Genomic DNA, 12,719 nt, shown 5'->3' on the forward strand with positions numbered 1-12,719 from the left:
CGTTATTGGATGCTGCGGTTTGCTGCATGCGCAAATCGGCGGCGCATGCGCCGCGCCGTCCGCCTGCGTTTCCCCTGTGTCGACCCGAGTTGGCGCTTTAGCGCTGCCACGGGTCCCATGCCCGTCGGAGCGGCGTTATCCCGTCCCCGACTTCCGTTACTGCCTGTTTTGCCAACTACTTCGCAAACTTCGCGCAAATCTCGTCCACCGCGCTGCACACGCGCGCCACGTCGGATTCGGTCATCTGCGTGAAGAGCGGCAGCGTGACCGTGCTCGCACCGAAGCGCTCCGCGTGCGGGAACATGCCCGCCTTGAAACCACGCTCGCGGTAGAGCGTGAAGAGGTGGATGGCCGGGTAATGCACGCCCGAGCCGATGCCGCGCTCCTTGAGTTCGCCCATGAAACCGGCGCGGTCGATCGCGAGCGTGTCGAGCGGCAGCGTGATCTGGAACATGTGCCAGTTGCTGTTGGCGAAATCGGCGAGCGGCAGGCCGACGCCGAGCTTAACCGCCGCGCCGCCTTCGAAGCCCGCGAAGTAAGCCCGCGCAAGCTCGCGGCGCTGCCGGATGAAACGCTCGATGTGCTTGAGCTGGCCGAGCCCGACGCGCGCCGCCACATCCGTGAGATTGTACTTGCCGCCGAGCACGTCGCAGTCCATGCCGTCGAAGCCCGTGCGCGTAATGCCCTGGAGACGGTATTTCTGCGCGAGCACGGCCTCGGCTTCGTCGTTGAGGACGAGCGCGCCGCCTTCGATCGACGTGAGGTTCTTGTTGGCGTGGAAGCTGAACGAGACGATGTCGCCGATCGCGCCGATGCGCTTGCCGTTCCAGCTCGAGCCGAACGCCTGCGCGGCGTCCTCGATTACGCGCAGCTTGTGCTGGCGGGCGATCGCGTAGAGCCGGTCCATGTCGACGGGCAGGCCCGAGAGAAAGACCGGGATGATGGCTTTGGTCTTCGGCGTGATGGCGGCTTCGAGCTTGTCGAGATCGATGTTGCGCGTGACGGGATCGATGTCGGCGAACACCGGCGTCGCGCCCACCTCGTAGATCACGTTGCTCGTGGAAACCCACGACGCGGGCGTCGTGATGACTTCGTCGCCGGGACCCACGCCGGCAAGGCGCAAACCGATTTCGAGCGTCGCCGTGCCCGAGTTGAAGGTGCGCACCGGACGGCCGCCGCAATACTCCGAGAGCGCCGCTTCGAACGCCTGGTTCTGCGGGCCGGTCGTGATCCAGCCCGAACGCAGTACGTCGGCGACGCCCTGGATGGTTTCCTCGTCGATTTCGGGACGCACGAACGGCAGGAACGGAAGGGTCGACTGCGGGGATGACTGGGTCATGAGTGCTTGCTCTTTGCTCGTCAGAAAGTGGGGCCGGGCGGCAAGGCCGCCGCGGCGCATCTTACGAAATACTTATATGGGCGCAATATGCCGCGCTGCAAGCGGCCTCGCCACGCGCGCCACAGCGCGCCGCGGCGCGTCAGCTGCGCGCCAGCACGAACACGCCGATCAGGATGATGCCGATGCCCACGAGCCGCTGCACGCTCAGCACCTCGCCGAACAGATACCACGCCGCGAACGCGTTGACCACGTAGCCGAGCGAGAGCATCGGGTAGGCGATCGAGACGTCCACGCGCGAGAGCCCGACGATCCACACGACCACGCTGAACACGTAGCAGGTGAGGCCGCCGAGAATCGGCACTTGCGTCGCGAGCTTCAGGCCAATGGGCAAGATGTTCGCACGGCTGAATTCGAAGTGTCCAACGGCATTGACACCCGCTTTCAGCAACAGTTGCGCGCAGGCGTTGAGGCCGACGCCGGCGAGGATGCAGATGAGGGAAATCGGATTCATCGGAAAGGGTGGTTCAACGGTTATCGGGTTGGGGCGGAAGCTGGGCTGCAGGCCGACCGTGCCGTTCAGGCCAGCCTGGGCCGCCGCGCACCCGCGGCCCGGCCCGATTATCGCCCATGCGTCAATCGGGGCCAGGAAGCGCTCAGGATTGCGGCTTTTCAACGATCACGCGGCGCGCGTCACGCGCGATCACCTGCATCGGCAGGCCTTGCGCAGCCAGTTCTTCGTAGCGTTTCACCGGAATCAGCGCGAGCGCATAACGGTCGGACTTCCAGCGCGCCTCCCAGTCGGCAATGGTCGGCACCCATTTTTGCGGCTCCTCGGAGATGCCGAAGGCCAGCTCGTCGGTGACCTCGACCATCGTCATCGTGTGGCGCACGTAGAAAGGCATCGTGTGGTCGAGTACGCCCACCGAGTAGAACGGCGCGTCCGGCGGCAGTTTCGCGATGGCGGCGCGCACTGCGGGCGCGAGCGGCGCGCCGGAACTCAGCGTGCCGAACACGTCGTGGCCCGTGCCCGCAATGGTCGCGAGCAGCAGCCACGCGGTGCCGAGCGCAACCGCTGGCGCGCGCGCGCCGTTTTGGGGCGTGCGTTTCGCGCGGTTCAGGCGCAGGCCGACCATGGTGACGACGAAGGCCACCGCGGCCGCGCCGAACACCCAGACCTGGAACTCGCGGTAGAGCGCGTTGGGATTGCGCGCGTCGCCAAGCCGCGTGAGCACGAACGAGCCCGCCATCAGCGCGACGGCGAACACCGCGTAACCCGCGAGGTGCTTGTTCCACTGGGCGCGCGTCATGACCGGCAGATACATGCCGATGATGAGCGCCACGGGCGGCGCGATCGGCAGGACGTAGGAGACGAGCTTCGAGTGCGAGGCGCTGAAGAACAGGAAAATGAACACCGTCCACACGAGCATCAGCATGACGGGCGAGAACCCGTTGGGCTGGCGCGGCGCGCGCAGCGCATGGCGCACGCTCTGCACGCTCACCGAAAGCCACGGCAGGAAGCCCACCAGCATGACCGGCACGAAGTAGTAGAACGGGCCGGGGCGGTTCTGCGCGGGCGTGAGGTAGCGCTGGAACTGCTGGACGATGAAGAAGAAGTTGAAGAACTCGGGATTGCGCTGCTGCACGAGGATGAACCACGGCGACACGATCGCGAAGAAGACGATCAGACCGCTCACGAGATAGAGGCGCTTCCAGAGCGCCCAGTCGCGCGAAATCGCCGTATAGAGCACCAGCACGGCGCCTGGCAGGATCAGGCCGACGAGGCCCTTGGACAGCACCGCCATCGCCATGGCGGCCCAGCACACCCACATCCACAGGCGCGCGTTCGCCTTGGGCAGGGTCGGGCGCTGGGCGAGCAGCAGCGCACACAGCGTGAGTTGCATCCAGAACGCCAGGCCCATGTCGAGCGTGTTGAAGTGGCCCATCAGGTTCCAGTACGGCGCGCAGGCGAGCACGACCGCGGCGAAGAAACCCGTGGCGGCGTTGAACACGCGCGCGCCGGTGAAGCCGATCAGCAGCACGCCCGCGAAGCCGGTGAGCGCCGTGTAGAGGCGCGCCTGCCACTCGCCGATGCCGAACCACGCGAAGGTGAGCGCGTTCATCCAGGTTTGCAGCGGCGGCTTTTCGAAGTACTTGTAGTCGTTGTAGCGCGGCGTGATCCAGTCGTCGCTCGCGAGCATTTCGCGCGCCATTTCGGCGTAGCGGCCTTCGTCGCTCGGCAGCAGGTGGCGCCAGCCGAGCGGCAGGAACCAGATCACGGCGAGGGCGAGGATCAGGAGCAGGATCGCGCTGCGGTTGAGCGGTAGCCTCGATGGCGTATCGTTCATGGGTTTCAGCCTGTTCTTGTTGCAGTCGTTGCGGTCGGGGTGCGAAGCGCGCGCTGGCCGCGCGCGGTGTGCGGCCGGGTCCGGGGCGCGCGCTACGCACACGGCGCGCAAGTGTACTACGCCGCCGCGCGGCGACCTGATGGCAAGCTTAAGGGGAGCTTTCGATCAGAAGCGCGGCCGCCACACGGCGGCCTTCGGCCATGAGGATGTTGTAGGTGCGGCAGGCGGCCTTGAAGTCCATCGCCTCCACACCGATGCGCTTCCTGGCGAGCGCCGCGGTCAGGCGCGGATGCGGAAAGCGCAACCGCTCCCCGCTGCCGAAGACGACCACTTCGGGGTTCAGCGGGAGAAGCAGCTCGAAGAGTTCGGGCGTGAGGGCGTCGAACGACTGCACCGGCCAGGGGGTGACCGGCGATTCGGGCATCACGATGATGCTGCCCGTATGGCGTTCGAGGTTCACTTCCACATAGTCGGCGCCGTAACCGGTCACGGTGTTCAGCGCGGCGCTGGAGTCCTGGTGTAATTTCAAAACGGGGTTCCGGGGTAAGGGCAGGTCGGGTGCGCAAGCGAGGGGGCGCATATCCTGTGCCGCCGCCGGCCTCGGCGAACCGCCTTGCAGCCCGCCGTGTCACCCGCTTCGCGACCCGCCTCGTGGCCGATTGCGCATTGCGGAAGTTGGTCAAAATCCGCTAAATTATAGCTTTTTAGCCGCCGCTGCGGCGGGGCTCGCGGGTAGACCGCGCCGGCAGGCCGCTACGCGCGCCATCCGCGCATCGGGCGAGGGCAGCCACAAGCTGCTGGGGCGGTTTTGGGGTAGTCGGGTCGGCCAGCGCACGCTTTGCGAAGCGTCGCGCGCGCGCCCCGTGCTCCCCACGCAATCGTGCACGGCTTTTGTCCCGCCGGGGGCGCCCCTCCGGCTCCCTTGCCTGTCCTGTCCACCAAGGCGCCATCCGCCGGCCGGTCGACGGCATTTCAGCCTGTTCCAGCCCTTTTACCGCGTCTTAATCGCCTCTGACGCCCTGACTGATTCTCTGACCGCTTTACTGACCGATAACGATAGCCCGCCGTGAAACCGATTCTCAAATCCAACAAGCTGCAGAACGTTTGCTACGACATCCGCGGGCCGGTGCTCGAGCACGCGAAGCGCCTCGAAGAAGAAGGCCATCGCATCATCAAGCTGAACATCGGCAATCTCGCGCCGTTCGGTTTCGACGCGCCCGACGAGGTCATTCAGGACATGATCCTGAATCTGCCGGGCTCCTCGGGGTATTCGGATTCGAAGGGCGTGTTCGCCGCGCGCAAGGCGATCATGCATTACGCGCAGCAAAAGGGCATCAAGGGCGTCGAGCTCGACGACATCTACATCGGTAACGGCGCGTCCGAACTGATCGTGATGGCCATGCAGGCGCTCCTGAACGACGGCGACGAAGTGCTGCTGCCCGCGCCCGACTATCCGCTGTGGACGGCGGCGGTGAGCCTTTCGGGCGGCACGCCCGTGCACTACATCTGCGACGAGTCGAACGCGTGGATGCCCGACCTCGACGACATCCGCTCGAAGATCACGCCGAATACGCGCGCGATCGTCGTCATCAACCCGAACAACCCGACCGGCGCCCTCTATTCGGACGACCTGCTGCGCGGGCTCGTTGCGATCGCGCGCGAGCACGGCCTGATCCTGTTCGCCGACGAGGTCTACGACAAGATCATCTACGACGGCAAGACGCACACGGCGCTCGGCTCGCTCTCGGAAGACGTGATCACCGTCACGCTCAACAGCCTGTCGAAGAGCTATCGCGCGTGCGGCTACCGCGCGGGCTGGATGTTCCTCTCGGGCATGACGGGAGAAAACCGCCGCCGCTCGAAGGACTACACGGAAGGTCTCGGCATTCTCGCCTCGATGCGCCTGTGCGCGAACGTGCCGGGCCAGTACGCGATCCAGACGGCGCTGGGCGGCTACCAGAGCATCAACGAGCTGATCCAGCCGGGCGGTCGCCTCTATCGCCAGCGCGAACTGGCGTACAACATGCTCACGGCCATTCCGGGCGTGACCTGCGTGAAGCCGGAAGCGGCGCTCTACATGTTCCCGCGCCTCGACCCGAGGCTCTATCCGATCGAGAACGACCAGCAGTTCATCCTCGATCTGCTCTTGCAGGAGCGCGTGCTGCTCGTGCAGGGCACGGGCTTCAACTGGAAGCAGCCGGATCACTTCCGCGTGGTGTTCCTGCCGAACGTCGACGACCTGACCGATTCGATCAACCGCATCGCGCGCTTCCTCGACGGTTATCGCCAGCGGCACGGCACCTGAGCCAGTCACACGCATTCCCTTTTCAAACACTTGGACGAACACACGCTGCATGGATCCGATCAAAGTAGGTCTCTTGGGCTTCGGCACGGTGGGCAGCGGCACCTTCACGGTACTGCGCCGCAACCAGGAAGAAATCAAACGCCGCGCGGGCCGCGGCATCGAGGTGGCGCGCATCGCCGTGCGCAACCCGGCCAAGGCCACGACGGCGCTCGGCAGTGAAGCCGGCAGCGTCGAGCTGACGACCGACTTCGACGCCGTGGTCGACGATCCCTCGATTTCGATCGTCGCCGAAATGATCGGCGGCACGACGCTCGCCAGGGATCTCGTGCTGCGCGCCATTGCCAGCGGCAAGCATGTCGTCACCGCGAACAAGGCGCTGCTGGCGGTGCACGGCACCGAGATCTTCGAAGCGGCGCGCGCCAAGGGCGTGATGGTCGCGTTCGAAGCGGCGGTGGCGGGCGGCATTCCCATCATCAAGGCGCTGCGCGAAGGTCTCACGGCCAACCGCATCCAGTACATCGCCGGCATCATCAACGGCACGACCAACTACATCCTCTCGGAAATGCGTGAGCGCGGGCTCGACTTCGCGACCGCATTGAAAGCCGCGCAGGAACTGGGCTACGCCGAAGCCGATCCGACCTTCGACATCGAAGGCGTGGACGCCGCGCACAAGGCGACGATCATGAGCGCGATCGCGTTCGGCGTGCCCGTGCAGTTCGACAAAGCCTATGTGGAAGGCATCAGCAAGCTCGACGCCATCGACATCAAGTACGCGGAAGAACTGGGCTATCGCATCAAGCTGCTCGGCATCGCGCGCCGCACCGATCGCGGCATCGAGCTGCGCACGCATCCCACGCTGATTCCGGCCAAGCGCCTGCTCGCGAACGTGGAAGGCGCAATGAACGCCGTGGTCGTGCACGGCGACGCGGTCGGCACGACGCTCTACTACGGCAAGGGCGCGGGCGCGGAGCCGACGGCATCCGCCGTGGTGGCCGATCTCGTCGATGTGACGCGTCTGCACACGGCCGACCCCGAGCACCGCGTGCCGCATCTGGCGTTCCAGCCGGACAGCCTCTCGAACACGCCGATCCTGCCGATCGACGAAGTCACGAGCGGCTACTACCTGCGCCTGCGCGTGGCGGACCAGACCGGCGTGATGGCGGCCATCACGCGCATCCTCGCGGACAGCGGCATCTCGATCGACGCGCTGCTGCAAAAGGAAGCGGAGCAGGTCGACGCGCAAGGCAAGGCGGAAACCGACATCATCCTGATCACGCACGAGACGATCGAGAAGAACGTCAACGCGGCGATCGCGCAGATCGAAAAGCTAGCGACGGTGAAGTCGCAGGTCACGAAGCTGCGTATGGAAGGACTGAACTAAGGCAAGGGCTATGAATTACGTATCTACGCGCGGCGCGGGCGCCGGCGAGCATCATTCGTTTTCCGACATCCTGCTGGGCGGCCTCGCGCGCGACGGCGGCCTGTATCTGCCGGCCGGGTATCCGCAGATCAGCAAGGAAGAACTGGCGCGCTGGCGCGGCCTTTCGTACGCGGACCTCGCGTTCGAGATCCTCTCGAAGTTCGCGGGTGACATTCCGGCCGACGACCTGCGCGACATCACGCGCCGCACCTACACGGGCGAGACGTACCGCAACGTGCGCCATGGCGAAGACGCGAGCAAGATCACGCCGCTCACCACGCTCGGCGAGGAAAACGGCGCGCCGCTCTCGCTGCTCGAACTCTCGAACGGTCCGACGCTCGCGTTCAAGGACATGGCGATGCAGCTGCTCGGCAACCTGTTCGAGTACGCGCTCGCGAAGGCCGGCCAGGAGCTGAACATTCTCGGCGCGACTTCGGGCGACACCGGCAGCGCGGCCGAATACGCGATGCGTGGCAAGAAGGGCGTGCGCGTGTTCATGCTGTCGCCGCACAAGAAGATGAGCGCGTTCCAGACGGCGCAGATGTTCAGCCTGCAGGACCCGAACATCTTCAATCTGGCCGTGGAAGGCGTGTTCGACGACTGCCAGGACATCGTCAAGGCCGTTTCGAACGACCACGCGTTCAAGTCGCAGCAGAAGATCGGCACGGTCAACTCGATCAACTGGGCGCGCGTCGTGGCCCAGGTCGTGTACTACTTCGCCGGCTACTTCGCGGCGACGAAGTCGAACGACGAGCGCGTCTCGTTCACGGTGCCCTCGGGCAACTTCGGCAACGTGTGCGCGGGCCATATCGCGCGCATGATGGGTCTGCCGATCGAAAAGCTCGTGGTCGCGACCAACGAGAACGACGTGCTCGACGAGTTCTTCCGCACCGGCATTTACCGCGTGCGCGGCTCGGCCGAGACGTATCACACGACGAGCCCGAGCATGGACATCTCGAAGGCGTCGAACTTCGAGCGCTTCGTCTACGACTTGCTGGGCCGCGACCCGGCGCGCGTGACGCAGTTGTTCCGCGACGTCGAGGAGAAGGGCGGTTTCGATCTCGTGGCGAGCGGCGACTTCGTGCGCGTGAAGCAGTTCGGCTTCGTTTCGGGCCGCAGCAGCCACGACGACCGCATCGCCACGATTCGCGACATCTACTCGCGCTACAAGACGATGATCGACACCCATACGGCCGACGGCGTGAAGGTCGCCCGCGAACACCTGCAGCCCGGTGTGCCGATGATCGTGCTCGAAACCGCGCAGCCGGTGAAGTTCGGCGAGACGATCCGCGAAGCGCTGGACCGCGAGCCGGAGCGTCCGGCGGCGTTCGAAGGCCTCGAGGCGCTGCCGCAGCGCTTCGAAGTCGTGCCTGCCGACGCGCAGCGCGTGAAGGACTATATCGCCGCTCACACGGCGCACTGATGGACGCAGCCGGGGCCGGATCGGTTCGCGGTCCCGGCGCGTGGACATCGCATCAGCTTTTACGCGTCGGCGGGTCGATCGTACCCGCGCGCTGCATCACTTCAGCCGGGCCTGCGCACTCGCAGGCATTGCGCGCCAGGGATATCCACGGCATAAGGCACGGCGCGCCGGTCGCGCCGCTACAATAACGACAGACCAACCGCTGCTGGCGGCCCCGCCGCCCACGTCCGAGACGACCTCGATGTCCACGCCTACGTCCCCGTCTTCCGCTGCGCCGGCGCCCGCACCGCGCGCGCCGATGCTCTCTACTGCCGACGCCCTCGCCACGCTGCTTGCCGCGGCGAAGCCGCTCGCCGGTGCCGAAACGATTTCGACGTTCGACGCGCTGAACCGCGTGCTCGCCGCAGACGTCGTCTCGCCGCTCGACGTGCCGCCGATGCATACGAGCGCAATGGACGGCTACGCGGTGCGCGTGGCCGATCTCGCGCAAGGCAGCCGCCGTCTGCCGGTTTCGCAGCGCATTGCCGCGGGCCACGCGCCACAACCGCTCGCGGCAGGCACGGCCGCGCGCATCTTCACGGGCGCGACGGTGCCGCCGGGCGCAGACGCCGTGGTGATGCAGGAGCAGACCGAGGCCGCGCAAGGCGCCGTCACCTTTGTGCACGCGCCCAAGGCGGGCGAATGGATCACGGCACAGGGCGCCGATATCCGCAAGAATACGGTGATCCTGCCGGCGGGCACGCGCCTCACGCCGGCGGCACTCGGGCTCGCGGCGTCGGTGGGGTGCGCCACGCTCACCGTCGTGCGCCGCGTGAAGGTCGCGGTGTTCTTCACCGGCGACGAACTGACGATGCCCGGCGAGCCGCTCAAACCCGGCGCGATCTACAACTCGAACCGCTTCACGCTCACGAGCCTCTTGCGCAATCTCGGCTGCGAAGTCACCGACTACGGCATCGTGCCGGACCAGCTCGAGCTCACGCGCGCGACGCTGCGCGAGGCGGCCGCTGGCCACGACCTCATCCTCACTTCGGGCGGTGTCTCGGTCGGGGAGGAGGATCACGTGCGGCCCGCCGTCGAGGCCGAAGGGCGCATCAACCTGTGGCAGATCGCGATGAAGCCGGGCAAGCCGCTCGCGTTCGGCGCGGTGCGTCGGACGCAGGGGGCGGCGGACGCGGAAACCGGCGAGGCGTTTTTCATCGGGTTGCCGGGCAACCCGGTGTCGAGTTTCGTCACCTTTCTGTTGTTCGTTCGTCCGTTCCTGCTGCGCCTTGCGGGCGCGACGCAGGTGAGCCCGCGCGCGCTCTCGCTGCGCGCCGACTTCACCCAGGCGAAGAGCGACCGCCGCAACGAATTCCTGCGAGCGCGCGTGAACCCGGCTGGCGGTCTGGACCTGTTCCCGAACCAGAGTTCCGCGGTCCTCACGTCCACGGTCTGGGGCGACGGTCTCATCGACAATCCGCCCAATCATGCGATCAGCGCCGGCGAGACCGTGCGCTTTATTCCGTTCACCGAATTGCTGTACTGAAAAGCCTCGAGCGATGAAGATCCAGTTGAAATTTTTTGCGAGTGTGCGCGAGGCGCTAGGCGTCGCGGACGAAACGGTCACGCTGCCAGATGCCATCGTGACGGTCGGCGATGTGCGCGGCTGGCTGCGTGCGCGCGGCGGTGTGTGGGCCGAGACGCTGGCGGAAGGCCGCGCGCTGCGCATGGCTTGCAATCACGTGATGACGGATCCGCGCACGCGTATCACCGAGGGCTGCGAAGTCGCCTTTTTCCCGCCGGTGACGGGCGGCTGAGCGCCACAGGAGACTCACGATGCCCGTGCGCGTACAAACGGAAGATTTCGATCTCACCACCGAAGTTGCGCAACTGCGCGCGCGCAATCCGGCGATCGGTGCGGTGGCGTGCTTCGTCGGCACGGTGCGCGATCTGAACGACGGCAGCACGATCGCCTCGCTCGAACTCGAGCACTATCCGGGCATGACCGAGAAGGCGCTGGAGGCGATCGTCGACGATGCACAACGACGCTGGGCCGGCATCGAGGTGCTGATCGTGCACAGGGTGGGCAAGCTCGCGCCGCTCGACCAGATCGTGCTGGTCGCGACGACCTCGAAGCATCGCGGCGACGCGTTCGCGTCCTGCGAGTTCGTCATGGACTACCTCAAGACCGAGGCGCCGTTCTGGAAGAAGGAAGTGACGGAGCAGGGCGCGCGCTGGGTCGATGCCCGCGAGAGTGACGATAAGGCGCTGGCGCGCTGGGGGGTGGCCTCGGGGAATGCGTCGCGGGAATCCAGCTAGGCGCTCGTCCGCAGGGTTGAAGGGACGGACTCAGCTCACCCGCACCCCTATTTAACGCAACTAACCGCCTATTCGGATATACCGCTTGAAGCAGATGCGCTCACTCCGCGGGCGTGTTCTCGCCGACATCCATCTGGCGGCCAACGAAACGGGCCGGAAACGGCTCGCCGGTCGGGCGCGTTGGCAAGTCATGACCGTGCCTGGCGTGGCGCCTGCGAGGCGCCACGCGATCGAGAATCGCCTGTTGCTCGGGTGGAATCGTGTAGTCCCAACCAAAGCGGCTCAGTTGGAGGCTTTGCGCGATACGCAGCGCGGGTTCCATGAACTGCACCGCCGCCGCGGGCTCGTAGCGAGCCTGAACCGTATCGAGGAAAAGATAGAGCCAGCGGCTGAAATGCTGCGGCTCGACGCCAGGCACCGGATCGTGCGCCTGCTGCACGTTGCCGCGGTAGCTTTTGGTGCCGAGCACGAGGCTCGACCAGAAGCGGCACATCTTGGGCAGATGTTCGTCCCAACGTCCAGCGAGCACGCCGTCGAACACCGGGCCGAGCATGGCGTCGTCGCGCACGCGGTCGTAGAACGCGTAGACGAGTTCGCGGATGTTTTCTTCAGTTGGCCGGGCGTGCAGCGCGGCAGCGGGAGGGGTGTCGGGGCGAGTCATTTGGGGCGGGTGATACCTGGGGTGCCTGGAGTGTAGTCGGCGGCGGGGCGCCGGCACGATGCGACAACGGGCCGCATGCAAGCTGCCAGGCCCTGCGAAGCGTCCATCGGAGTGACAATGATACTCAGTCCAGGCAAAACCTGCATGCTAACTGCATGTTATTGTATGGGTTCTGTCACCTGCACCCTCTCTGTCATTGCGATCGCCATGAGACTGACCGACTACACCGACTATTCCTTGCGCGTGATGCTGTATCTCGCGCTGCGTCGCGACAGCCTGGCCACGATCCAGGAGATCTCGGACGCCTACGGCGTTTCGAAGAATCATCTGATGAAAGTGGTGCAGCGCCTGGGCGAACTCGGCTGGGTCGACACCGTTCGCGGACGCAATGGCGGCTTGCGGCTCGCACCGGCGTCGCTCGATCTGAGCGTTGGCGCCGTTGTCCGTGAGACAGAGAGCGACTTCTCGCTCGTCGGCTGCTTTCCGGACGAACATGGCGACCGGCGCAGCTGCGTCATCGAGCCGCAATGCCGACTCAAGCACGCGCTGGCCGCGGCGCGCGATGCGTTTCTCGCGGAACTCGACTGCCATACCATCGGCGAACTGGCCCAGCCTGCAGGCGAACTGACCGGGTTGCTCGGCCTCGCGCCGATCCAGTTCATGCCGCGCGCCCAGGCGGCTCGCTCCGCGTCTTCGCGCGAGCATTGAAGCGCGCGTCAGCGTCACCTCTTCGTTTTTCTTCCCCTACGAGTCGCGGTGTTCAGCCGTGACGCGCTGCCTCGCGCGGCAGCGGCCGCCTCGCATTCTTCCCCGTTTTCTCACGCCGCGGCAGCAACGGTAGACGGACGCTGCCCGCGCCTGAATCGCAAAAATCGGAAAAAATGACGCCAGAGCGCTTGAAACCGGCGCGTCCCCCCTCAAATTTGGT

The 12,719-nt window shown here is 65.8% G+C and carries 12 protein-coding genes; 7 read left to right on the forward strand and 5 right to left on the reverse strand.

The window, feature by feature from the left end; translation table 11 throughout:
- Positions 1–175 precede the first annotated feature (175 nt).
- The 4 genes from AB4Y43_RS04215 to AB4Y43_RS04230 form a co-directional block, all read right to left on the reverse strand.
- Positions 176–1,339: a DegT/DnrJ/EryC1/StrS aminotransferase family protein gene (locus AB4Y43_RS04215; protein ID WP_342945674.1), complete on the reverse strand. Its 1,164-nt coding sequence runs from the start codon at positions 1,337–1,339 to the stop codon at positions 176–178.
- Between the two features lie 139 nt (positions 1,340–1,478).
- On the reverse strand, positions 1,479–1,850 hold the full coding sequence (locus AB4Y43_RS04220) for an SMR family transporter (RefSeq protein WP_028204911.1): 372 nt from the start codon (positions 1,848–1,850) through the stop codon (positions 1,479–1,481).
- Between the two features lie 142 nt (positions 1,851–1,992).
- Complete coding sequence (locus AB4Y43_RS04225) at positions 1,993–3,684, reverse strand: glycosyltransferase family 39 protein (RefSeq protein WP_368727100.1); 1,692 nt, start codon at positions 3,682–3,684, stop codon at positions 1,993–1,995.
- A 148-nt stretch (positions 3,685–3,832) separates the two neighbouring features.
- Positions 3,833–4,213: an Mth938-like domain-containing protein gene (locus AB4Y43_RS04230; protein ID WP_368727101.1), complete on the reverse strand. Its 381-nt coding sequence runs from the start codon at positions 4,211–4,213 to the stop codon at positions 3,833–3,835.
- A 537-nt stretch (positions 4,214–4,750) separates the two neighbouring features.
- Here AB4Y43_RS04230 and AB4Y43_RS04235 point away from each other — a divergent pair.
- The 6 genes from AB4Y43_RS04235 (at position 4,751) to AB4Y43_RS04260 (ending at position 11,130) form a co-directional block, all read left to right on the forward strand.
- On the forward strand, positions 4,751–5,989 hold the full coding sequence (locus AB4Y43_RS04235) for a pyridoxal phosphate-dependent aminotransferase (protein ID WP_368727102.1): 1,239 nt from the start codon (positions 4,751–4,753) through the stop codon (positions 5,987–5,989).
- A gap of 49 nt (positions 5,990–6,038) precedes the next feature.
- On the forward strand, positions 6,039–7,370 hold the full coding sequence (locus AB4Y43_RS04240) for a homoserine dehydrogenase (protein WP_368727103.1): 1,332 nt from the start codon (positions 6,039–6,041) through the stop codon (positions 7,368–7,370).
- A gap of 10 nt (positions 7,371–7,380) precedes the next feature.
- Complete coding sequence (gene thrC, locus AB4Y43_RS04245; protein WP_069267524.1) at positions 7,381–8,832, forward strand: threonine synthase; 1,452 nt, start codon at positions 7,381–7,383, stop codon at positions 8,830–8,832.
- Between the two features lie 241 nt (positions 8,833–9,073).
- A complete protein-coding gene (gene glp / locus AB4Y43_RS04250) occupies positions 9,074–10,357 on the forward strand; it encodes a gephyrin-like molybdotransferase Glp (RefSeq protein WP_368616210.1) in 1,284 nt (427 codons plus the stop codon).
- 13 nt (positions 10,358–10,370) lie between these two features.
- A complete protein-coding gene (gene moaD, locus AB4Y43_RS04255) occupies positions 10,371–10,628 on the forward strand; it encodes a molybdopterin converting factor subunit 1 (protein WP_069267522.1) in 258 nt (85 codons plus the stop codon).
- Positions 10,629–10,647: 19 nt separating this feature from the next.
- On the forward strand, positions 10,648–11,130 hold the full coding sequence (locus AB4Y43_RS04260) for a molybdenum cofactor biosynthesis protein MoaE (protein WP_368727104.1): 483 nt from the start codon (positions 10,648–10,650) through the stop codon (positions 11,128–11,130).
- Between the two features lie 100 nt (positions 11,131–11,230).
- On the opposite strand, the gene AB4Y43_RS04265 is transcribed toward AB4Y43_RS04260, so the two are convergent.
- The gene (locus tag AB4Y43_RS04265) at positions 11,231–11,791 is read right to left on the reverse strand and encodes a group III truncated hemoglobin (protein WP_368727105.1); all 561 of its coding nucleotides are present in this window, start codon (positions 11,789–11,791) and stop codon (positions 11,231–11,233) included.
- A gap of 207 nt (positions 11,792–11,998) precedes the next feature.
- Between AB4Y43_RS04265 and AB4Y43_RS04270 the strand changes: the two genes are divergently transcribed.
- Entirely contained in the window at positions 11,999–12,499 is a 501-nt protein-coding gene (locus AB4Y43_RS04270) for an Rrf2 family transcriptional regulator (RefSeq protein WP_069267519.1), read from the forward strand.
- Positions 12,500–12,719 lie beyond the last annotated feature (220 nt).

It is taken from the genome of Paraburkholderia sp. BR10872 (assembly GCF_040965835.1).
GTDB lineage: Bacteria > Pseudomonadota > Gammaproteobacteria > Burkholderiales > Burkholderiaceae > Paraburkholderia > Paraburkholderia nodosa_A.

Bases quoted from the DNA above. Each gene is read 5' to 3' on its own strand.
- AB4Y43_RS04220 (WP_028204911.1), bottom strand. From the start codon at position 1,850: ATGAATCCGATTTCCCTCATCTGCATCCTCGCCGGCGTCGGCCTCAAC.
- AB4Y43_RS04215 (WP_342945674.1), bottom strand. From the start codon at position 1,339: ATGACCCAGTCATCCCCGCAGTCGACCCTTCCGTTCCTGCCGTTCGTG.
- AB4Y43_RS04225 (WP_368727100.1), bottom strand. From the start codon at position 3,684: ATGAACGATACGCCATCGAGGCTACCGCTCAACCGCAGCGCGATCCTG.
- AB4Y43_RS04260 (WP_368727104.1), top strand. From the start codon at position 10,648: ATGCCCGTGCGCGTACAAACGGAAGATTTCGATCTCACCACCGAAGTT.
- AB4Y43_RS04240 (WP_368727103.1), top strand. From the start codon at position 6,039: ATGGATCCGATCAAAGTAGGTCTCTTGGGCTTCGGCACGGTGGGCAGC.
- moaD (WP_069267522.1), top strand. From the start codon at position 10,371: ATGAAGATCCAGTTGAAATTTTTTGCGAGTGTGCGCGAGGCGCTAGGC.
- glp (WP_368616210.1), top strand. From the start codon at position 9,074: ATGTCCACGCCTACGTCCCCGTCTTCCGCTGCGCCGGCGCCCGCACCG.
- thrC (WP_069267524.1), top strand. From the start codon at position 7,381: ATGAATTACGTATCTACGCGCGGCGCGGGCGCCGGCGAGCATCATTCG.
- AB4Y43_RS04270 (WP_069267519.1), top strand. From the start codon at position 11,999: ATGAGACTGACCGACTACACCGACTATTCCTTGCGCGTGATGCTGTAT.
- AB4Y43_RS04265 (WP_368727105.1), bottom strand. From the start codon at position 11,791: ATGACTCGCCCCGACACCCCTCCCGCTGCCGCGCTGCACGCCCGGCCA.